Source organism: Pilimelia anulata, assembly GCF_014647895.1.
Classification (GTDB): Bacteria; Actinomycetota; Actinomycetes; order Mycobacteriales; family Micromonosporaceae; genus Pilimelia; species Pilimelia anulata.
Genome location: NZ_BMQB01000013.1, coordinates 14,526 through 35,866, shown reverse-complemented (window position 1 = coordinate 35,866; position 21,341 = coordinate 14,526). Strand labels below are relative to the sequence as shown.

Genomic DNA, 21,341 nt, shown 5'->3' with positions numbered 1-21,341 from the left:
GATAGTTACCCCAGTCGATCCCGGACCCGGTCCGGGCGATCGGTGATGACGCCGTCGACGGCGTGGGTGCGGGCCAGCTCGATCTCATCGTCGGTGTTGACCGTCCACAGGTAGATCCGCTTGCCGGCCGCCCGCAGCGCCCCGGCCAGGCCGGGGCGGGAGCGCAGCAGCGCGACGCTCGGACCGGCGATCGGGGCGGCGAACGGGAGTCGCCCGGTGCGCATCCCCGGCGGGAGGAGGTCGAGAAGCTGGACGGTCGGGATTGCCGGCAGCCACTGTCGCACCCGGCGGACGGCCATGGGTGCGAACGACATCGCCGTCACCCGTACGGGCCGGTCCGCTCCCCCGTCGAGGCCGTGCCGGACCAGCAGGTCGCGCAGGGCCCGCTCGACGGCCGCGCCGTACCGGCTCGGGTGCTTGGTCTCGACCAGCAGCTCGACCGGGCGGCCGGCGTCGCCGGCCACGTCGAGCAGCTCGGCCAGCGCCACCACCCGGGCCGGGGCGCCGGCGCCGTGCCAGGAGCCGAAGTCCAGCGCGCGCAGCTCGGCCAGCGTCTTCGCCGACACCCGGCCGCGCCCGTCGCTGGTCCGGTCGACCTTCCGGTCGTGCACGCAGACGAGGTGCCCGTCGCGGGTCAGCCGGACGTCGCACTCCAGGCCGTCGGCGCCGTCGGCCAGCGCCCGCTGGTACGCGGCCAGGGTGTTCTCGGGGTGGGCGGCCGAGGCGCCGCGGTGGGCGAAGACGCGCGGCGCGGCCACGGGGGTCAGATCACCCGGGCCGGCTGGCCGTCCTCGCTGACCATCGGCCGGCCGCTGCCGGCCCACGCCTGCATGCCGCCGTCGAGGTTGCTGAGGTTGCCGTACCCGTGGCCCTGGAGGTACGCGATGACCTGCGCCGACCGGGTGCCGGACCGGCAGACGACGGCGACCGGGCGGTCCCGCGGCACCTCGTCGATCCGGGCCGGGATCTCCATCATCGGCAGGTGCCGGGCGGCCGGGGCGTGGCCGGCGGCCCACTCGTCGGGCTCGCGGACATCGACGAGGTACACGGTGTCGTCGACGGCGGTGGCCGCCACGGCGGCGATCTCCTGGCTCACCGGACCACCCTATCCGCGCCGGGCCCGGCTCACTTGCCGGGGGAGATGAAGTGCGGGTGCCCGATCAGCCAGTCGGCGAGCTTGCCGTCCCGGATCGCGTGCATCATCGCCAGGCTGTCGTCGCTGAGGTTCTCCACCGAGGTGTCGCCGACCTTGCCGGAGTTGAAGGTGCCGGCGTTGGTCCGGACCATCACCAGGTCCTTGGCGGCGATGCCCTTGAGCGTGTACGCGAAGTCGGCGACCGGCACCCCGCCGGTGTCCATGGTCAGCGCCTTGCCGGCGGCCCGGACCAGCGCGTCCAGCTTGCGGATGTCGGTGGCCGCGCCGCGGGACATGGCCTCCTTGGCCATGCTCTTGACGAGCTGCTGCTGGTGCCGCTGCCGGTCGTAGTCGCCGTTGGGCAGGCCGTACCGCTGGCGGGAGAAGTCGAGCGCCTCCCAGCCGGCCATCCGCTTGCAGCCCTTCTTGTGCACGACGGGCGTGCCGGCGCCGTTGGCCTCGCCGTTCCACTTGGGCTTGCCGTTGACGTACCGCATGTGGATCGAGGCGACCTCGTGGTCGACGCACATGTTGACGCCGTCGAGGGCGTCGATGACCCGCTTGAACCCGCCGAAGTCGATGATCGCCGCACCGTTGAACCTGATGCCGGTGAGCTGGTGCAGCGTCTCGCCGACGAGCTGGGCGCCGCCCTCCCGGCCGCGACCGTTGCGGGAGCCGAAGTAGAACGCCTCGGTGATCTTCTCCATCCCGCCGCCGAAGCCGGACTGCGGCGAGGCGGGGATCTGCACGTACGAGTCGCGCGGCACCGAGACCAGGTACGCCTGGTCGTGGCTGGCCGGGATGTGCAGGATGATGATCGAGTCGGACCGCATGTCGCCCTTGTTGCTCGACCGCTCGTCCACGCCGAGCAGGAGCATGTTGATCGGGCCGCGCAGGTCGTTGCCGCCGCGGGCGGTGGCCGCGCCGCTGAGCAGGCTGGCCTGGTTGACGCTGCCGGCGTACCGGTTGACCAGGAACGACTTGCCGGCCAGGGCGGCGCCGCTGAGCACCACCAGCAGCACGCCGAACGTGGTGACCAGCCGGGCCCAGAGCGGCGACCTGCGGGCCCGCCGCTTGCCGCCGCGGCCGGGCGGCGGGGGCGGGGCGGGGGCGCCGTAGGTGGTGCCGCCGCGCGGGGCGCCGCCGCCGTACGTCGCGCCGGCGGGCGCCGGGCGGGCGGGGGCCACCGGGCCCGCGGCGCCACCGGAGCGCGGGGCGTCCAGCGGCGTGTGGACCCGCATGGGCGGCACTCCTTCCCGGGAATGTCGGCGCTCGGGCCGCGGTCGCAGCGCACCGCCGGAGGGCGGGCGCGACCGCGGGAGCCCACGCCGGACGGGCCGGTTCCGGCTGGCCAGCGTGGTTGTCGAAGGCTACCCGACCCGGTTATCCGGTCCAACCGGCCGCCCGCGGCGGGGGCACCCGGGCGCCATCCCCCGCGCGGGTGACGGCGGCGGGCCCGGCCGGCGCGGGAGCACGGGGCGAGGGGGTGCTTTCGCCCCGTTAGGTGGTCCCTCGTCCGGTATTGCCCGGGCCGAACGGCGGATGGCGGGCCGGGCGTGTCGCCGGCGTGCCACCCGGTCCGAACGGCCACTCCCGGTGCCCGCCTGTTGACCATCCGCCAACTCGGGCGCAAGCCGCGGGCGTGGGCAAACCGGAGGGCTAGCGGGGGTTGGCCTTCTTCCACTCGCCGACCCGGTCCCGGGCCACCGCCCCGTACAGCGACAGCGCCTTCTCCCGGTCGTTGACCACGACCGACTCGCCGTCGACGTCCTGGCTGCCCAGGTGCGGGCTGGTCATGAAGGTCAGGTTGCTGCTGCGCAGGTTCCGGAACTGGAGGGCCATGTCGACCAGCGAGAACTCCTTGTCCGCGGTGATCGCCTTGGTGGCCGCCTTGAGGAACGCGTTCAGCTTGGCCGGGTTGGTGATCGTGCCGGTGCTCGCGGCCTTGTCCATCAGCGCCTTGAGGAACATCTGCTGGTGCTTGACCCGGGTGAAGTCGCCGTCGGCGAACTGCTTGCGCTGCCGGACGTAGTCCAGCGCCTCGAAGCCGGTGAAGTGGCGCTTCCCCTTCTTGTAGGTGTTGAACGGCTTGTGAATGGACGTGATGGTCTGGTCCACGGTCATGTCGACGCCGCCGAGGGCGTTGGTGACCTCCTTGAACCCGGCGAAGTCGATCGCGACGACGTGGTCCATCCGGACGTCGGTGAAGCACTCCACGGTCCGCACGAGCTGCGGCAGGCCGCCGAACGCGAACGCGGAATTGATCTTTCGCCGCTCGCCCTGGCAGCTCGCGCTGCCGGCCTCGACCACCGGGATGAACAGGTCCCGCGGCAGCGAGATCAGGTACGCCGTCTTGTGGTCGGCCGGGATGTGCATGATCATCATCGTGTCGGCGCGCCACTCGCTCGCCTGGTCGAGGTTCGCGTCGGGGTCGCGCGAGTCCGAGCCGACCAGCAGCATGTTGACCACACCGTCGACGGTCTTCGCCGGGCGCCCGCCGGTCAGCGCCGAGAACGGGTCGGTCCGGTTGAGGCTCTTGTTGAGCCGGTTGCCGTACATCGACAGGCCGGCGAAGAACAGCAGGCCCAGCACGAGCAGCGCGACGAGCACGACCAGCGCGATCCGGCCCCAGCGCGGCTTGACCTTGCGGCCGGGGCGGCGCGGCGGGCCGCCGTACACCCGGCTGCTGCCGCCCGGCGCGGCGCGGACCGTGCGGACCGGGCGGGTGCCGGTGGCCGCGCGGGCGGCCGGGGCGCCGACGGTCGCCCGGCCGGCGGGTCGGGGCGCGGCGGACCGGCCCGGCGAGCCGCCGGGATTGGAGCCGCCGGGGTTGCTGGCGGGACGGCGCGGCGTCGACATGGCTCCAGACTACGTACCGCACGCCAGATCCGGCGCATTCAACGCCGTGCGTGGATCAGGACCGGCCGGTTGCCCGGGGCGGGGCAACGTCCGGCCGAGGCCGCATCGACGCACGACGCATGCGCGAAAGGCCCGAACGGGCGCTAACGGTCGCTGATGGTGCGGTACCGGCCGCGGTGGTGCACCAGCGGCGCCCCGCCGTCGGCCAGGTCGACCTCCTCGACCGTCGCCTCGACCAGCATCGCCCACCCGTACGGCCGAGCCGCGTCCAGCCGGCAGCCGGCCATGCTCGCCCCGGCCGGCACCGGCCCGTACGGCGTCGCGGCCCACTCCCCCGCCCGGAACGGCCCGCCGGGTACCGGCAGCAGCCCGGCGAACCGGTCGGCGAGCTGCCGGTCGGCGTCGGTCAGCACGGCGACCGCGAACCGCCCGGTCGCGGCCAGCGCCGCCCACAGCTCCGACTCGTCGTCGACCAGGCCGAGCAGCCGGGCCGGCTCGCCGTCGGCGACCACCGTCGAGGAGACCGTCAGCCCGGCCGGCGCGCCCGCGGCGTCGCGGGCCGTCCACAGCGTGACCCCGGCGGCGATCCGGCCGCGCAGCCGGCGGACCGGCGACCGCTGCTCCGGCGGCGTCGCGAACGGGTCGCCGGCGTGGATCGCCCCGCCCACGGCTAGTACGCGCCCTTGCGGGCCAGCACCACGCCGACGGTGCGCCAGAGGATCGCCAGGTCGTAGGTGAGCGACCAGTTGTCGACGTAGTACAGGTCGAGCCGGACCGCCTCCTCCCAGGACAGGTCCGAGCGCCCGGACACCTGCCACAGCCCGGTGATGCCGGGCCGGACCAGCAGCCGCCGCCGCACGTCGCCGAGGAAGTCGCCGTTGTCGGCCGGCAGCGGCCGGGGGCCGACCAGCGACATCTCGCCCCACAGCACGTTGATCAACTGGGGCAGCTCGTCCAGCGAGGTGGCCCGCAGGAACCGGCCGGCCCCGAAGACGCGCGGGTCGTCGCGCATCTTGAAGAACATGCCGTCGCTCTCGTTGTAGTGCTGGAGCGAGGCCAGCCGCTCCTCGGCGTCGACGTACATCGTCCGGAACTTCCAGACCCGGAACGTCCGGCCCTCCAGCCCGACCCGCGGCTGCCGGAAGAACACCGGGCCGCGGTCGGAGAGCCGGATGCTCAGCGCGATGGCCAGCAGCAGCGGCGACAGCAGGAACAGGCCGAGGGCGGCGGCGACCCGGTCCAGCAGGTTCTTCGCCAGCCAGGCCAGGCCGGAGAGGGTCGGCTCCTCGACATGCAGCAGCGGCAGGCCCTCGATCGGCCGGATGTGCACCCGCGGGCCGGCGATGTCGGTGAGCTGCGGCGCGACGATCAGGTCGACGCCGGTGCCCTCCAACTGCCAGGCCAGCCGGCGCAGCTCGCCCGGCTCGGTGCTGGCCGAGCCGCACACCGCGATCGTGTCCGCGCCCAGCCGGTTGACCAGCCCGGGCACGTCGCGGGCCGGGAACACCGGGACCGGCGTCTGCATGCCGCGGGTCGCGGCGTACCCCTCGGTCACGCTGATCCCCACCGGGACCAGGCCCGCGTCGGGGTTGCGGGTGACCGCCGCGTGCACCTCCATCACCTCGGGCAGCGTGCCCAGCAGGATCATCCGGTGGGTGGCCGCGCCGTTGCGCCGGCGCAGCCAGTGCAGCACCTCGCGGGCGCACCGGCGCAGGATCAGGATCGCCACCAGCGACGCCACCAGCACCACGGCCACCGACAGCCGGGACAGCGCGGTCTTGGTGGAGAACGCCAGGAACGACACCGAGGCGGCGACCGCGACCGCCGCCCGGATCACCCGCTTGAACTCCTCGGTGCCGAGGCCGAGGTGCCGCCGGTCGTACGCGCCGTTCGCCCAGAGCATGGCCAGCCAGCCGAGCGGCAGCAGGATGTACGCGACCGTGTAGAACCACAGCTCGTTCTCGCCGCTGGCCAGACCCGACGACACCTGGTCGAGCGTGGCGTGCGCGATGGCGCTCGCCTCGATCGTGGCGGCGAGGTCGAGCAGGATCAGCGCACCGGTGTACGGGCGGTGCCACCGGGCCGCGCGGCGCGCGCGGGACCACGCCGTCCGGACCACACCACTCGTGGTGGGCTCGTCGACGTCATCACTGTGCCGCACGGGCTCGCTCCGATCGGGCGAGGCCGGCCGTTCGAGGCTCGCTGTCACCTCACCCGTGTCCTCCCGGGGGAACCGCCCTCGCAACAGTCTTCTCCCGCCGCGCTCGGCGGCAGGGGCCGGACGGGCATTTCATCCCGCACCCGGGACCGGAGCAACTATACCGACGCCCGTTTCCTGTCGGGCTCGGCGATAGGGACCGTAATGCGGGGTACCCGGAATGGATACGCGACCGTTACCGACGCTCAGCGCACGAACCGCGACGTACGCCGGTCCGCCAGCGGCTTCCCGCCGGTCTGGCAGCCGGGGCAGTACTGGAGGCTGGAGTCGGCGAACGACACGTCCCGCACGGTGTCCCCGCAGACCGGGCACGGCAGCCCCGCCCGGGCGTGCACCCGCAGCCCCGACCGCTTCTCCGCCTTCAGCGTCGCCGCCCGCTGCCCGACCGACCGCTCCACCGCGTCGGCGAGCGTCGCCCGGGTGGCGGCGTGCAGCCCGGCGTACTGCTCGTCGGTGAGCTTGTGGCTGAGCGCGAAGGGCGACAGCCGCGCCGCGTGCAGGATCTCGTCCGAGTACGCGTTGCCCACCCCCGCCACGACGGTCTGGTCGGTGAGCGCGCCCTTGATCTGCCCCTTGCGGGCGCGCAGCCGGGCGGCGAACGTCGCCGGGTCGACGGCGAGCGCGTCCGGCCCGAGCGCCGCGATGCCGGGCACCCGGCCGGGCTCGGGCACGACGTACACGGCCAGGCCCTTCTTGGTGCCGGCCTCGGTGAGGTCGAAGCCGGAGTCGTCGTCCAGCACCACCCGCAGGGCGATCGGGCCCTTGCCCGGCTTGAGCGGGCCGGCGGTGATCGCCTCCCGGTGGTGCAGCCAGCCGGCCCGGGCCAGGTGGACGATCAGGTGCAGCCCGCCCTCCACGCTCACGTCGAGGAACTTGCCGTGCCGGCCCGCGTCGGTCACCCGGCGGCCGGCGAGGTCGGTGACGGGCGGGTCGTACGTCTTGAGCGCGCTGATCGCGGCGACATCGACCCGGCGCACGGTGCGCCCGACCGCCCGCTCCCGGAGGTGGGCGGCCAGCGCCTCCACCTCGGGCAACTCCGGCACCCGTCCAGCGTAGCGGGGGCGGGGGCCCGAAGATCACCACGAACCGCACTCCCGCCCCACCCGCCCGAAACATCCGCGGCCGGCCGCGGTCACGGGATGCGGCACCGAATGAAGTCGCAGACAGGTGCGCCGGCTCATGTCGGCGGGCGGCGGGCGGCGGGCGGCGGGTGCGACGCCCGCCGGGGGCGGCGGTAGCGTGGCGGGGTGAAGGTGGTTGTCGCGCACAATCGGTACCGGAGCGTGCTGCCGTCGGGCGAGAACGTCATCGTCGAGCAGGACATCGCCGAACTCCGCACCGCCGGGGTGACCGTGCTGCCGTTCCTGCGCGACTCCGACGACATCCCCGCGCTGCCCGCCGGGGACAAGGCGCTGCTGCCGCTGTCCCCGCTGTACAACCGGGCGGCGCAGCGGGACCTCGCCGCGCTGCTCGACCGCGAGCGGCCCGACGTGCTGCACCTGCACAACCCGTACCCGCTGCTCTCCCCCTGGGTCGTCCGGACCGCGCACGGGCACGGGGTGCCGGTGGTGCAGACCGTGCACAACTACCGGCAGGTCTGCTCGCCGGGGCTGTACTTCCGGGACGGCGCCGTGTGCACCCTGTGCCGCGGGAAGTCCGTCGGGCTGCCGGGCGTCCGGCACGCCTGCTACCGCGGCTCGCGGGCGCAGAGCGCCGTCATGGCGCTGACGCTGGCCGCGCACCGGCCGACCTGGCGGTCGGTGGACCGGTATCTGGCGCTGACCACCGGCATGGCCGCCCACCTGCGCGACTACGGCATCGCCGCCGACCGGATCCTGGTCAAGCCCAACTCCATCCCGGACCCCGGGCCGCCCCCGCCGCCGGGCGAGGGGTTCCTGTTCTACGGGCGGTTCGCCCCGGAGAAGGGGCTCGGCCTGCTGCTGGACGCCTGGCGCCGGCACCCCGACGGGTCGCTGGGCCCGCTGCGGCTGGCCGGCGACGGCGAGCAGCGGGCGCTGGCCGAGGCCGCCGCGGCCGCGCGCGCCGACGTCGAGTACCTCGGGCCGCTGGACCGCGCCGGCGTCCGGGCGGCGCTCGCCGCGGCGTCGGTGGTGCTGGCCGTACCGACGTGGCACGACGTGCTGCCCACCGTGGTGATCGAGGCGCTGGCGGCCGGGCGGCCGGTGCTCGGGACGGCGCTGGGCGGGGTGCCGTACCTGGTCGGGGTCGGCGCCGCGGTGGCGCCCGGCGCGGCGAGCCCGGTGACCGGGCTGACCGCGGGGGACGCCGGCTGGGTGGTGCCGGCGGCGGCCGCGGACCTGGCCGCGGCGCTGCCGGTGGCCCGGGCCGGGGCGGCGGGGCTGGGGGCGGCGGCGCGGGAGCGGTACCGGCGCACGTTCCACCCGGACGTCGTGACCGGCCAGTTGCTCGACGCGTACCGGGGCGTGCGCCGCCGCTGAGCCGCGCCCGCGTCAGTGCAGCGGGTGGGCGGTCAGCCGTTCGGCGTCGCGGTACAGCACCAGGTCGTCGGTGAGCGCCAGGTCCTCGCAGGCGCCGTCGAGCGCCGGCCGCGGCAGCGGCGTGCCCGTGGCGGCGGCGAGCGGGTAGCAGAACATGTCGTCGCGTACGTACAGCACGCCGCGGGCGGCGGCCATGCCGTACCCGAATTCGTGTCCGAACGCCTCGCTCGGCCGGCGCCAGCGCACGGCGCCGGTCGCGGCGTCCCGGGCGGTCACGGCCGGTTCGCGGGCGTGGGCCGAGGTCAGCGTGTACACCGCGGCGCCGTCGTCCACGCCGGCCTCGATGCTGTCGGCGTCCACCCGCCAGTCGGGCGCGCCGGTCGCGGCGTCGAGCCGGACGAGCGCGTCGGACGGCCCGACGGCGCCGAGCAGGCGGCCGCCGTCCGGGGTGACCGCGAGCACCGTCATGCCGTCGGCGGTGGTCGGCCAGACCGGCGCGCCGGTGGCGAGGTCGAACCCGCCCCCGTCGGCGACCAGCCGCGAGCCGGCGACCGCGACGCCGCGATTGCTGATCCGGACGGTCCAGCGCGGCTGCCCGCCCGCGGCGCCGAGCACGCGGACCCGGCCCCCGCCGGGCGGCGAGGCGGCGCGGACGTCGACAGCGAGGGTGTCGGCTTCCGCGGCGAGGCCGGCGATCCGGTGGATCTCCGCCGTCCACAGCGGCTCGCCGGTGCGGGCGTCGAGCGCGGTCAGCCGGTGGGGAGTCGGGCGGCTGCCGCCGGGGTGGTGGGCGACGAAGACCCGGCCGCCGGCCACGGCCAGCACCGCGGGACCCTGGCCGACCGGGGCGATCGGCGCCGACCAGAGTTGCGCGCCCGTCCGGGCGTCCAGCGTCTGCACGCCGCCGCGACGCACCACGTGCACCCGGCCGTCGCGCACCCGCACGGGGCTGAGCACGTCGGCGTACGGCATCGGCACCGACCAGGCGACGGCCGGCGGGGTCGCCCGGGCCGGGCCGGCCGGGGCGGCCAGCAGGGCCGCCGCCAGCAGGGCCGCCCACCGGCGCGGCGCGCTCACGCCGGCCGCCGGGTGGGTGCGCCGCCGTCGGCGGGTGCCCCCGGCGGGGCACTGGCGGGTGACCCGGGCGGGGCGTCGGCGGAGGCCGGCGGGGCGTCGGTCCGGCGGAAGGCGCGCAGGTGGGTGCGGTCCAGGAGTACGGCGACCCCGCCGGCGTCGAGCAGGGTGGTGACCGGCCACGCGACGGTGGCCGGCGGGTCCAGCGCGGCGCCCGTGCCGGCGTCGGTGAGCGCGAACCCGGTGGCGGTGCTCGTCCACACCAGGCCGGCGGCGAGGGCCAGCGAGCCGGAGTTGCTCGCCCCGCCGATCCCCGGCAGGTGCCAGCGGGTGGCGCCGTCGTCCGGCGCGAAGCCGTACAGGCCCTCGCCGAACGCGAGCCCGACCACGACGGTGCCGTCGTCGGCCGCCGCCCACAGTTTCTCGGGCCGCCGCCACCGGGTCCGGCCGGTCGCGCCGTCGACCCGGCGGGCGGCGGGCGGGGTGCCGTCGGCGTCGCCGTAACCGGTCCACCACGCGCCGTCCGGCGACGTGGCGAGCACGCCGAACCGGCCCGGCCGGATGCGCCAGCGGCGCTCGCCGGTCGCCACGTCCAGCAGCAGGGTGTTGCGGGGGTCGCCGACCGGTACCGCGCCGGCGGCGGCCGGGCCGCACAGCGGGAGCGGGTGGGTCCACCGCGCGGCCCCGTCGGCGAGGGCGTGCCCGGTGGCGCTGCCGGTGCTGTACCCACGGCCGACCACCAGCCCGGCCGGGTCGGCCACGATCTTGTTCACGTCCGGGTCCAAGCGGAGCCGCCAGCGCTGCGCGCCGGTCGCGGCGTCGCGCAGCGCCAGGTCGCCCTGGCCGCCGCCCCCGGGCGGGTTCGGCGTGACGCTGACGGCCAGCGCGTCGGCGGCGATGGCGAGGTGGCGTTCGGACTGGCTCGGCACGCTCGGCACGGACCAGACCGGGGCGCCGGTGGCGACGTCGTGGCAGGTCAGGGCCGCCGGGTCGAGGACGTACAGCCGCCGCCCGTCGGCCACCATCCGGTACACCACCTCCGGCCGGGGGATCGCCCACAGCTCGGCGACCGGCCCCGCGCGGCGGCGGGCGGCCGCGCCGGCCCGCCCGGCGGCGGCGGCGGCGCGCGACCCGGCGCCATCCCCGGCCGGCGGCGCGGCCCGGGCCGGTGCGGCGGCCAACGCGGCCAGCGGCACGGCCAGCAGGGCCCGCCGCCCGATCCGCCCCGCCCGTACGCCGAACGCTCCGGCGGTCCCCCGCCCGACTGCCCCCATGCCGGCTCCCCCGTACCGCGCGGCGGCCACCGCCGCGACGCATCGACGTCACTCGCTGAGGGCAGCCTGGCCGAGCCCGTACCGTGATCGCCACCCCCGGACGGTCCATTCCGGCCGGTGGGCCGCGGGTCAGGCCGCCGGGCGGGTGGTGAAGGCGATGCTCGCCAGCAGGAACGCCGCGTTGATCGTGGTGAACACCGCGACCAGCCAGATCGTCCACTGCGGCTCGACCAGCAGGATCAGCCCGGCCGCCGCGATGATCGCCCCGTAGTCGCGGACGAGCTTGACCAGCCGCACCGGCAGCCCGGTCGAGGTGACCATGCTCGCCGCCTGCGGCCCGGCGGCGAGCACCGACGTCACGAGGTTCACCATCCACGTCCCGGCGAACGCCGCCAGCAGCCACACCGGCGCGCCCGGCCGCTGCGCCGCCGCGGTCGTCGCCAGCGCGGTGACCAGCGCGATCTGCGCCGCCACGTCGCACAGGATGTCCAGCCGCGCGCCGCGCGGGCTGCTCCGGCCGGTCACCCGGGCGAGCTGGCCGTCGGCGCAGTCGAACGCGTACGCGACCTGCCAGCCCAGCAGCGCGACCAGGCCGACGACCCACGCCGACGCCCGCCCGGCCGCGACCGCGTCGGCCCGGGCGACGGCGTACGCCGAGGTGGCCAGCCCGACGACGAGGTTCACCAGGGTGAGCGCGGTCGGGGTGAGGCGCAGCCGCGCGGCGGTGGCGGCGACGAGCGCGCCGAGCCGCTGGCTGACCGCCTCCGAGTACAGGCCGCCGCCGCGGTTCGCGGCGTAGAAGTCGGCGTACCGGGGCGGGCGGGCCGCACCCGGTGCGGCGGCGGCGTCAGACGTGGAGTGCGGCAAGGGCATCGGAGTAGTCTGCCAGCCGCGCCCGGGCGGCCGGCGCATCGAGTTCGAGGTGTTCGAGGACGGTGTACCGATCGGGGCGGGTGGCCGGCGCCCGGACGAGCGCCTCGGCCAGCAGCTCGTCGGTCACGCCGAGGTCGGCGGCCGAGCGCGGCAGCCCGTGCCGGCGCAGGCACCGGGCGAGCTGGGCGAACCGGGCCGACTCCCCGCGCAGGTACGTGCAGATGAGCGCCCCGACCCCCACCTGCGCCCCGTGCGACGCCGCGCCGGGCGCCAGCTCGTCGAGCGCGTGCGAGATCTCGTGGCAGCCGCCGGACGCGGGCCGGCTCGACCCGCACACCGACATGGCGATGCCGCCGAGGATCAGCGCCTCGGCCAGTACGGTCAGGAAGTCGTCGTCGGCGATCGTGCCGGGGTGGTTGAGCAGCGCCTCCGCGCCGGTGCGGGCCAGGGTGACCGCGAGCCCGTCCAGCGGCTCGCCGCGGACCCGGTGGGCCAGCTCCCAGTCGGCGACGGCGTTGAGGTTGCTGACCGCGTCGCCGATGCCGGCCCGGGTCTGGGCGTCCGGACCGTTCTCGACGAAGTCCAGGTCGACGACCAGCGCGATCGGGATGTGCACGCCGTACGAGCCCTTGCGGCCGTTGTGCTCCAGCGAGGCCACCGGCGAGGCGATGCCGTCGTTGGCCAGCGAGGTGGCGACGCTGACCATCGGGACGGCGTACCGGGAGGCGGCGTACTTGGCCGTGTCGATGGTCTTGCCGCCGCCGATCCCGACGACCGCGTCGTAGCTGCGGGCGCGCAGCCGCTCGCCCAGCTCGTGCGCGGCGTCCAGCGTCCCGCCGGTGACGTGGAACAGGTCGGCCCGGCCGAGGCCGGGGCCGCACAGCTCGGCGATCCGCTCCCCCTGGCCCGGCCCGACCACGATGGCCACGTCGCCGCCGGCGGAGATCCGCCGGTCGGCCAGCAGCGGGCCCAACTCGCCGATCGCCCCCCGCCGTACCTCGATGGCGAGCGGCGTGTTGACCGTGCGGGCTAGTAGTGGCACGCGATCCCCCGCGCCCGGGCGAGGTCGTCGTGGTTGTCCACCTCGACCCAGTCGATCGTGCCGATCGTCGCGGCGCGGACCTCGCCGCCGCGGTCGGCGTACTCCTGGTACCCGTCCTCGTAGTACAGGTTCGGGTCGCGCTCCCAGGTCACCCGGAGCGCGTCGGCCAGGCCGGCGGCGGCGTGCGGTTCGATCAGCGTGGCGCCGATGTACTCGCCGAACGCCCGCTCGGGCGGCATCTGCTTGGTGATCCGGGTGAGCCGGCCGTCCGGGGAGAAGATCGTCTTCATCTCCTCGTCGGCGAGCGCCTTGACGTTGTCGATGGCGAGCAGGATGCCCGGGCCGCGCTGCGCGAGCAGCGTGTGCTCGACGCTCACCGGGTGGACGGTGTCGCCGTTGACGAGCAGCGCGCCGCCGGCGAAGCGCTCCCGGGCCAGCCAGAGGGAGTACGCGTTGTTCCACTCCTCGGCGCGGTCGTTGTGCACGAGGGTGAGGGTGACGCCGTACCGCTCCTCGAGCGCCGCCTGACGCTCCGCGACGGCCTCGGCCCGGTACCCGACGACGACGGTCACGTCGGTCAGCCCGACGGCGGCCAGGTTGCGCAGCGAGATATCGAGAATCGTCGTCGTGCCGTCCACCGGGACCAGCGCCTTCGGCAGCGTGTCCGTGTACGGGCGCAGTCGGCGCCCCGCGCCGGCCGCGAGCACGAGCCCGATCATGTACTCCCCCTCGCCGTTACGGTCCGCCGATCCTATCTCCCGGCCCGCGGGCGCCCCGCCGGCGCCGGGCCCGGGGCGGGGATTGTCGGTCATAGCGCGCGGGAAAGTACAAGTCTTGAGACTTGGCACCGAGCGGGCGACGATGTCCGTACCGTGCGTAAGGGGTGATGTGAATGCAGGTACGCGACGCGATGGCGGCCCTGGTCCTGACGGTGGGGCCGGAGCACACGCTGCGGCAGACGGCGACGCTGATGACGGAGCGCCGGGTCGGCTCCGCGGTGGTGCTCGATCCGGACTCCGAGGGCATCGGGATCATCACCGAGCGGGACGTCCTCAAGGCGATCGGCACCGGCCTCGACCCGGACACCGAGCGCACCGGCGCCCACCTGACCTGGGACGTCGTCTACGCCGGCCCCGACTGGACACTGGAGGCCGCCGCGGCCGCGATGGTCCGCGGGGGCTTCCGCCACCTGGTCGTGCTGGACGGCGCCGAGGTGCTCGGCGTGATCTCCGTCCGCGACATCCTGCGGGTCTGGGCCCGCGCCACCGACTCCTCCGCCGCCTGACCCTCCCGCCGCGCCGCGGCCGGGCCGCCGGGTCCGGCCGCCGCCGCGCGGCCGCCCGCCGGCCCGTACCGCGGTTCGGCGGTCAGGGGCCGACGAAGGTCTGCGGGGAGCGCCAGTCGACCCTGTCCAGCTCCGGGCCGCTGACCACCGCCGGGCGCCCGGTCGGCGCGGTGCCCGACCAGCCCTGCCTGGCCAGGTCGCCGGTCGTGTCGTTCACCGTGTAGAAGGACCCGCCGGCCACGAACACCGCCGCGCTGTCGGTCAGCCCGCCGACGCCGGCGACGGCGCTCTCCTGCGCGCCGACGGTCCCGCTGTCGGGGTCGAACCAGCGCCAGTACAGGCCCGCCTTGCCGGCCAGCGTGTAGTACAGCCGGCCGCCGGCGTAGAACGCGCCGGTCACGAACGCGAGCTGGGTGTGGAAGGTCGTGGTGACGCCGGCGTACGTCTGCTGCTCGTCCGGCTTCGAGCCGGTCAGCACCTTGTCCCACTTCGGGTCGTGGTACGGGTCCACGGGCACGGCGGCGCCGAGCTTGGAGCCGTCGAACGTGCGCCGGTACAGCTTGCCGCCCTCGCCGTGGAACAGCGTGCCGCCGACCCAGAACGCGCCGCGCGCCCTGCGCCAGTCCACGGTGATCCCGGGGATCGCGGCCGGCTTGCCGACGGCCTTGTTCCCGTCGTACGCGCGCACCTGGCTCGCCGCCCCGAACTGGTACACCCGGCCGGGCAGCCCGGCCACGGTCCGCGGGTGCGGGGCGGTCGCGCCGAACGGGAGGAAGCCGATCCGGCCGCGGTAGTGCTCGCGGTCGCCGAAGTACTCGGTGTCGCTGCCGACCCACAGGCCGTCGCGGGTGAGCAGCAGCTCGTCGGCGCCGTACCCGCGCGGGTTGCGCCCGCCGTTCCACGCCTGCGGCAGCCCGCTGGCCGGGTCCAGCGCGGCGATGCCGGCCCGGCCGACGGCGCCCGACCGCGCGTCGTCGCGCCCGTTCGGGTTGTTCAGCCAGCGGAAGTGCCCGCCGACGAAGACCGAGGACCGGCCGACGGCGACGGACAGGAAGGTGTCGCCGCCGGAGGCGTCCACCCAGGTGGGCTTGCGGTCGGCGCCGGTCGCCGCGGTCTCCCAGCGGGAGACCGTGTCGCACAGCGTGCCGGGGAACGCGGCGCCGGTGGTCACCACGACGAAGTACGCGCCGTCCGGCGCGAACGCCACGTCCCGGACGTAGTGGTCGAACGCCACCGCGCACTGCGGGGTGAAGTCGGCGGTGTGCCAGTCGCGGATCGTCGCGGCCTTCGGCCCGAGGTCCAGCCGGACGATCTGGTCGTGGGCGGCGCCGCCGGCCCGGCGGAAGTTGCCGATGACGACGAGCTGGCCGCCGTCGGGCGAGACCGCGAGGTTCTCGGCGCCGATCGGGGCGGGGTGGTCGCCGGTGCCGTGCCGCTCGGTCAGCGCGGTGGTCAGGTACCCGTCCAGCGCCCCGGTCCGGGCGTGCAGCGAGGCCAGGCCGGGCCGGGCGGCCGAGCCGGCGGACGCGAACCCGCCGCCGACGAGCAGCCGGCCGCCGGCCAGCGCCAGGTCCTTGACCTGCGCGTCGAACGCGGGCGGGGCGAACTCCGCGACGAGCGCGCCGTCGCTGACCCGCAGCAGCGCCACCCGCCCGCGGGCGGTGCCGTTGACGGTGCCGAACCGCCCGGCCACGTACACCGTGCCGGCGACCGGGCCGGCGAGCACCGCGCGCACCTCGCCGTCGAGCTTCGGGGCGAAGCCGGCGAGCAGCCGGCCGGTCTTGCGGGCGAAGGCGAACAGGTACGGCCGCGCGACGTCCGCGCCGCCGGGGTCCCGGACGGTGCCGAACGTGCCGCCGGCGACGACCGCGTCGCCCACCTCGGCGATCGCGTTGACCGCGCCGTCCTTGACGTTCGGGGTCAGCGTGCTCGGTACGGTCGCCAGCGCGTGGGTGTCCGGCGGCGGGCCGGGGTCGGCGGGCGCGGGCGCGGGTACGGCCAGGACGGCGGCGCCGAGCAGGACGGCGGCGGCGGACGCGGCGCGGCGGCGGATCGCGCGGATCACGGAGTCTCCCGGGTGAGGGCGGGCCCCGGCGGGCGCGGGGATCGGGGTGCTGGGGGCATCGTCACCGATCGGCGGCCGGGGACTCCACCGACTGTCCGGTATCCGACTGCCGGCCGCCGCGGCGCAGCGCCCGCAGCGCGTCCAGTCGCAGCACCCGGCGCAGCCGCCACACCCCGGCACCGTACAGCGCGGCGCCCGCCGCCAGCGCCGCGGCCACCCCCGCCGGGCCGCCGGCGCCGGCCAGCGTGGCCAGCAGCGGCGGCACCCCGAAGCAGGCCAGCGCGAGCCCCGCCGCGGCCAGCGTCTCCCGCCCGAACGGGTGCAGCCCGAGCGCCGCCCGGAGCTGCACCAGCGGCACCAGGTTGTTGATCAGGATGGCGAGCACCCAGGCGACGGCGGCGCCGAGCAGCCCGTACGGCGGGATCCACAGCAGGTTCCCCGAGACGTTGACGGCGCCGGCGGCGAGCGCGTTGTACAGCGTCCACGACGTCCGCCCGGCCATCATGAGCACGGCGTCGACCATGCCGCAGCCGGTGGCGACGAGCATCGCCAGCGCGAGCAGGACCGTGACCGCCCGCCCGTCGCCGTACCCCGGCCCGAACAGCCGCAGCATCGGCCCGGCCAGCCAGGCGCAGCCGAGGTACACCGGCCAGGCCAGCAGGACCAGCCACCCGGTCGCCACCCGGTACAGCTCGCCGGCGGCGGCCCGCTCGCCCCGGGCGAGGTGTGCGGCCAGCCGGTGCTGGACGGACGTGGACAGCGCCTGCCCGGCGAGCTGGCCCAGCACGAGGAACCGGGTGGCGGCGGTGTAGACGGCGGCGTCGCCGAGGCCGCGCAGCGCGCCGAGCAGGACGATGTCGATCCGCTGGAGCGCCACCTGGAGGACGGTGGCGAGCGCCCGCGGCCCGGTGTACGCCCAGAACGGCCGCCACTCGGCCCGCCAGTCCCCGCCGCCGCCCGCGGTGGCCCGGCCCAGCCGGGCGACCAGCGCCCGCAGCCACAGCAGCGCCGCCGCGGCGGCCGGCAGGTACGGCGCCACCCAGGCCAGCGGCAGCGCGGCGGTGGCCGCCCAGCCGCCCGCGGCGACCAGCAGCACCGCCGCGACCTGGAGCGCGGACCGCCCGAGCCGCTCGACCAGCAGCAGCGGCCGCATCGCCCCGAGCCCGCGGCAGGCGGCCAGCGCGAAGTCGGCGGCGGCGGCCAGCGGCAGGAACGGCAGCAGCACCCGGACGGCGAGCACGACGTCGCCGGCGGCGACCCCGGCGGGCAGCCCCGGCAGCAGCCCGACCAGCCGGGGCGCGAGCACCCAGCCGGCGGCGCAGCAGACCGCGCCGAGCCCGAGGACCGGCCCGAGCCCGACCGCGAGGACCGGCCGCACCCGCTCCGGCCGGTGCAGCGCGACGTACCGGCTGACGAAGTACACGACGCCCGTCCCGCTGCCCAGCCCGACCACGGCCAGCAGCAGCAGGAACAGGCTGGTCACGACGAAGAACAGCCCCGCCGCGGCGGGCGACCAGACCCGGGTGACGACGACGTTCAGGCCGAACGCGGCCAGCGCGGTCAGCCCCACCCCGGCGAGGTTGGCCACGCTGTGCCGGGCCGCGCCGCCGAGCCCCGGCCCGGCGCCCGGCGGCCGGGTCAGCGTCGCCACGACGGCACGCGCCCCCACCAGGCGGCGAGGCGCTCGTCGTACGGCCGGAAGTGCGCGGCCAGCCGCGCCCGCAGCTCGTCCGGCATCGGCGCCCGGTCGCGCGCGTTGTGCCGCCCGAACGCGATCCCGGCGTGCCGCGGCAGGCCCAGGAAGTCGCACACGGCGTCGAACGCCGGCCGCGGCTCGGCGAAGAAGTCGTCGGAGTCGACCAGGTGCACCCGCTCCCGCCCGACCGCCGCGGCGAGCCGCTCCACCTGCTCGACGTACCGGCCGCGGGCGAGGTAGGCGTGGTGCTGGAGGCTGTCGTGGCGCAGCAGCGGGTCGGCGCGGATGGCGTCGGCGGCGCCGGCGGTCCGGCCGGGCTCGGCGGCGAGCGCCCCGGCGAACGGCAGCGTCTCGAACCCGCGGGCCAGCTCGTGCGCGTGCGCCGAGTACGCCCGCTCGACCGGATCGCGCAGGAGCACGAGCAGCCGTACGCCGGGCAGGTCGACGGCGATCCGCGCGGCGGCCAGCGGGTGGAACATGTAGTACGGGCTGGACTCGCCGGTGATGGCGGCGCCGCAGCGGGCGCGGACGGCCTCGGCGCGGCGGCGGGTGGGGAAGTGGCCGAGGTACCAGTCGCGGGGATGGTGGTAGCCGGTGTCGAAGTAGTGCACGCCCTTGTGCCGCACGGCCGGGAGGACGGCGGGGTGCTGGGCGAGGGTCTTGTACAGCGACGTGGTGCCGCAGCGCTGCGCGCCGACGATGAGGAAGCCGGGCGCCAGCCGCGCGTCGGCCGTCCACCGCCCGTACGTACGGCTGGTCCGCCGGGCCGCCTCGTACGCCCACTCCCGCACCGTCACCGTCGCCCGTTCCTCTCCCCGTTCGCGTACTCCTCGGCGGCCGGCAGCAGCCAGCTCGCCACGTCCCCGATCGCCGCCCCGGCCGCGCGCTGCCCGTCGGCGAGGTACCGGGTCGCCAGCTCGACCAGGTACAGCAGCGCGACCGCGGCGGCCGGCACCCCCGGCCCGAACGGCAGCAGCGCCGCCGGCGCGGCGGCGAGCAGGTCGGCCGCGGCGGCCCGCGGCGGTACGCCGGCCGACAGCGCCCGCTGGAGGCGGTGGTGCAGCGCGTCGTAGCCCACCGGGACGCCGGTGGCGAACCGCTCCCAGTCCCAGACCAGCACCCGGCCGTCGGCGAGGGCGGCGCTGTTGCCGCCGTTCCAGTCGCCGTGCCAGGCGCCGAACGGCACCCGCGGGTCCGGGTCGGCGGCGGCGGCCAGCAGGGCGGCGAGCCGGCCCCGCTCGGGCGCCGGGCCCAGCGCGGCGATCCGGTCGGCCAGGCCGCGCCGGTACGGGCTGTCGGCCAGCGGCGCCGCCGCGATCCCCCGGCAGCCGGCGACGGCGACCATCGCACGCAGTTCGGCGGCGCGGGCGGCGGCCGGGGAGGCCCGGGGCAGCCGGACCGGCAGCGGGCTCTGGACGAGCAGCTCGTGCTCGCGCCACCGTCCGTGGTGCAGCACCCGCGGTACGGCGACCGGCCCGAGCGGCAGGCCGGCCAGCACGGCGAGCGTGCCGGCCTCGGCGGCGACCAAACGGCGGGTCAGCGGGTCGACGCCGAGCTTGGCGTACCCGGCCGCGGCGCCGTCGGGCCGGCGGAGCTGGAGGACGGGCTTGCGGTTGGCCCGGGCCGGTCCGATGTGCACGCTGGCGAGCACGGGCGCGCCGAGCACGGCCGCGAGGTGGCGGTCCAGGCCGACGCCGGCGGGGTCGCCGGGCCGCAGCCGGTCCCGGAACACCAGCCGGCCGAGGCCGGCGCGGAACAGGGCGGCGACGGCCCACTGCCGGCGCCGGGCGGCGGCGTCGGCGGGAACCACGGCGGCGCGGACGGCCGCGGCGACGACCCGGCCGGGCCCGGCCGGCACGACCAGCCGCGGGCGGGCCGCGGCGGGGACGACGACGTAGCCCGGGCCGCCGCGGCCGAGGACGGGCGCGGCGGGGGCCGGCCAAAGCTGGTCGGCGAGGGTGGGCAGGTACCCGCCGCGGTCCGGGCCGATCACGCCGCCACCGCCGGGCGGGCGGGGGCGGGCCGGGCGAGCAGCCCGAGGCCGACCATCGCGTAGATCAGGGTCATCGGGACCGAGTTGTAGGCGAACTGGAACCACAGCAGCAGCACGATCCCGGTGCTGGCGGCGATCCCGATCGCGTCGCGCCGCCGGCGGTACGCCCACAGCGCCCACAGGAAGAACGCGTTGTAGCAGATCAGCCCCACCCAGCCCTGGCCGACGAGCAGGTTGCCGAACTGGCCGTCCGAGCCGATCTCCCGGTTGCCGCACTGGCCGCAGTTGGCGGTCTTGCCGATGGCGATCGACTTGTTGCTGCCGACCAGCGCGCGGTTGCCGCCGAACCCGAGGACGGGCGAGGCGTTCGCCGCCCGGTACGCGCTGCTGGTCAGCGTGGTCCGGATCCGGTCGCTGTGGCCGTGCGCGAGCCGGCCGCCGATGGTCTCGCCCAGCGGCGACAGTGCGATCACCGCGCCGACGAGCAGGGTCGTGCCGCCGAGGGCGACGAGCGCGCGGAGCCGGCCGCGCGCGCCGAGCCGCACGGCGACGTACGCGGCGGCCAGGCCGAGCCCGAGCCACATCCCGCGGTTCAGCGAGCCGATGATCGGGACCAGCGCGGCGCCCAGCACGGCGACCCCGGCCAGCCGGCGCCAGCCGCGGGCCAGGACCACCCAGCCGACGACGAACCAGACCAGCAGGACGGCGAGGTTCTCGCCCCAGGTGTTGGTGAAGTCGTACGGCGCCGCCGGCCTGGCCGAGGCGGCCGCGCCGAGGATCTGCTGGACCTGGGCGAACTCGATGTGCATGAGCCGCTTGACGAACGGGTCGGCGGCGATGCCGTGGGGCAGCAGGTGGGACAGCGGGGCGGGGAACCGCACCCGCGGCAGCAGCAGGCCGAGGTACCCGCCGACGACGACCCAGACGGCGGTGGCGGCGAGCCAGCGGACGAGCCGGCGCCGCGGAAGCTGCTGCTCGCTGAGGTTGTGCACGTACAGCAGCACGACGGTCGCCGACAGGTAGCTGAGCACGCGGATGGCCCAGGCGACGTACCGGCCGGAGCCGCCGGGCGGCATCGTGCCGGGTGCGGTCAGGTCGAGCATGACGGCCGAGAGCACGACCCAGCCCACCAGGATCAGCCAGATCCAGAAGCCGGCCGGTACGGCGATCCGGGGTCGCCGCGCGAGCTGGAGCACCATCGGGACGGCGAGCAGGATGAAGATGAACGGGCCCAATCCGAGCAGCCACCACAGCGGGTACAGCGGCAGCAGCGCGAACAGCGGCCACGCGTACGGCAGCCGCCAACCGCGGGCGACCGCGGCGGGGACGACGGCCCCGGCGGCGGCCGGGACGACCAGTGTCATCGCC

General features: G+C 76.4%; 19 protein-coding genes. 2 read left to right on the top strand and 17 right to left on the bottom strand.

Going from position 1 to position 21,341, the window contains the following annotated elements; translation table 11 throughout:
- Positions 1-5: 5 nt before the first annotated feature.
- The 7 genes from IEY94_RS21655 to IEY94_RS21625 all read right to left on the bottom strand — a co-directional run bounded on the left by IEY94_RS21655 (position 6) and on the right by IEY94_RS21625 (position 7,255).
- Entirely contained in the window at positions 6-758 is a 753-nt protein-coding gene (locus tag IEY94_RS21655) for a glycerophosphodiester phosphodiesterase (protein WP_189172088.1), read from the bottom strand.
- 5 nt (positions 759-763) lie between these two features.
- Positions 764-1,096: a rhodanese-like domain-containing protein gene (locus IEY94_RS21650; protein ID WP_229784336.1), complete on the bottom strand. Its 333-nt coding sequence runs from the start codon at positions 1,094-1,096 to the stop codon at positions 764-766.
- Positions 1,097-1,125: 29 nt separating this feature from the next.
- Complete coding sequence (locus tag IEY94_RS21645; protein ID WP_189172087.1) at positions 1,126-2,376, bottom strand: LCP family protein; 1,251 nt, start codon at positions 2,374-2,376, stop codon at positions 1,126-1,128.
- 418 nt (positions 2,377-2,794) lie between these two features.
- A complete protein-coding gene (locus IEY94_RS21640; RefSeq protein WP_189172086.1) occupies positions 2,795-3,994 on the bottom strand; it encodes an LCP family protein in 1,200 nt (399 codons plus the stop codon).
- Positions 3,995-4,137: 143 nt separating this feature from the next.
- Positions 4,138-4,782 (bottom strand): flavin reductase family protein, encoded by a 645-nt coding sequence (locus tag IEY94_RS21635; protein ID WP_189172172.1) that lies wholly within the window; start codon positions 4,780-4,782, stop codon positions 4,138-4,140.
- Positions 4,665-6,155 (bottom strand): sugar transferase, encoded by a 1,491-nt coding sequence (locus tag IEY94_RS21630; protein ID WP_189172085.1) that lies wholly within the window; start codon positions 6,153-6,155, stop codon positions 4,665-4,667. Before IEY94_RS21630 ends, IEY94_RS21635 begins: the two co-directional genes overlap by 118 nt.
- Before the next feature lie 242 nt (positions 6,156-6,397).
- Positions 6,398-7,255 (bottom strand): Fpg/Nei family DNA glycosylase, encoded by an 858-nt coding sequence (locus IEY94_RS21625; RefSeq protein ID WP_189172084.1) that lies wholly within the window; start codon positions 7,253-7,255, stop codon positions 6,398-6,400.
- Positions 7,256-7,459: 204 nt separating this feature from the next.
- Here IEY94_RS21625 and IEY94_RS21620 point away from each other — a divergent pair, with 204 nt between their 5' ends.
- The gene (locus IEY94_RS21620; RefSeq protein ID WP_189172083.1) at positions 7,460-8,671 is read left to right on the top strand and encodes a glycosyltransferase family 4 protein; all 1,212 of its coding nucleotides are present in this window, start codon (positions 7,460-7,462) and stop codon (positions 8,669-8,671) included.
- 12 nt (positions 8,672-8,683) lie between these two features.
- On the opposite strand, the gene IEY94_RS21615 is transcribed toward IEY94_RS21620, so the two are convergent.
- The 5 genes from IEY94_RS21615 to IEY94_RS21595 form a co-directional block, all read right to left on the bottom strand.
- Entirely contained in the window at positions 8,684-9,748 is a 1,065-nt protein-coding gene (locus tag IEY94_RS21615; protein ID WP_189172082.1) for an outer membrane protein assembly factor BamB family protein, read from the bottom strand.
- Positions 9,745-11,019, bottom strand: coding sequence for an outer membrane protein assembly factor BamB family protein (locus IEY94_RS21610; RefSeq protein WP_189172081.1), 1,275 nt, complete (start codon positions 11,017-11,019; stop codon positions 9,745-9,747). The genes IEY94_RS21615 and IEY94_RS21610 overlap by 4 nt, the downstream gene beginning before the upstream one ends.
- Positions 11,020-11,148: 129 nt before the next feature.
- Entirely contained in the window at positions 11,149-11,892 is a 744-nt protein-coding gene (locus IEY94_RS21605) for a CDP-alcohol phosphatidyltransferase family protein (protein WP_189172080.1), read from the bottom strand.
- Positions 11,867-12,934 (bottom strand): iron-containing alcohol dehydrogenase family protein, encoded by a 1,068-nt coding sequence (locus IEY94_RS21600; RefSeq protein ID WP_189172079.1) that lies wholly within the window; start codon positions 12,932-12,934, stop codon positions 11,867-11,869. Before IEY94_RS21600 ends, IEY94_RS21605 begins: the two co-directional genes overlap by 26 nt.
- Positions 12,922-13,653 (bottom strand): phosphocholine cytidylyltransferase family protein, encoded by a 732-nt coding sequence (locus tag IEY94_RS21595; protein WP_189172171.1) that lies wholly within the window; start codon positions 13,651-13,653, stop codon positions 12,922-12,924. Before IEY94_RS21595 ends, IEY94_RS21600 begins: the two co-directional genes overlap by 13 nt.
- Before the next feature lie 173 nt (positions 13,654-13,826).
- Between IEY94_RS21595 and IEY94_RS21590 the strand changes: the two genes are divergently transcribed.
- Positions 13,827-14,219, top strand: a complete 393-nt coding sequence (locus IEY94_RS21590) for a CBS domain-containing protein (RefSeq protein WP_189172078.1) — start codon at positions 13,827-13,829, stop codon at positions 14,217-14,219.
- 82 nt (positions 14,220-14,301) lie between these two features.
- Here the strand turns inward: IEY94_RS21590 and IEY94_RS21585 are convergent, their stop codons facing one another.
- The 5 genes from IEY94_RS21585 to IEY94_RS21565 form a co-directional block, all read right to left on the bottom strand.
- Positions 14,302-16,284 (bottom strand): hypothetical protein, encoded by a 1,983-nt coding sequence (locus IEY94_RS21585; RefSeq protein WP_189172077.1) that lies wholly within the window; start codon positions 16,282-16,284, stop codon positions 14,302-14,304.
- 61 nt (positions 16,285-16,345) lie between these two features.
- Positions 16,346-17,935: a lipopolysaccharide biosynthesis protein gene (locus IEY94_RS21580; RefSeq protein WP_229784335.1), complete on the bottom strand. Its 1,590-nt coding sequence runs from the start codon at positions 17,933-17,935 to the stop codon at positions 16,346-16,348.
- A complete protein-coding gene (locus IEY94_RS21575; RefSeq protein ID WP_189172076.1) occupies positions 17,923-18,777 on the bottom strand; it encodes a sulfotransferase family protein in 855 nt (284 codons plus the stop codon). The genes IEY94_RS21580 and IEY94_RS21575 overlap by 13 nt, the downstream gene beginning before the upstream one ends.
- Positions 18,774-19,973, bottom strand: a complete 1,200-nt coding sequence (locus IEY94_RS21570; protein WP_189172075.1) for a hypothetical protein — start codon at positions 19,971-19,973, stop codon at positions 18,774-18,776. The genes IEY94_RS21575 and IEY94_RS21570 overlap by 4 nt, the downstream gene beginning before the upstream one ends.
- Positions 19,970-21,337 (bottom strand): O-antigen ligase family protein, encoded by a 1,368-nt coding sequence (locus tag IEY94_RS21565; protein ID WP_189172074.1) that lies wholly within the window; start codon positions 21,335-21,337, stop codon positions 19,970-19,972. The genes IEY94_RS21570 and IEY94_RS21565 overlap by 4 nt, the downstream gene beginning before the upstream one ends.
- Positions 21,338-21,341 lie beyond the last annotated feature (4 nt).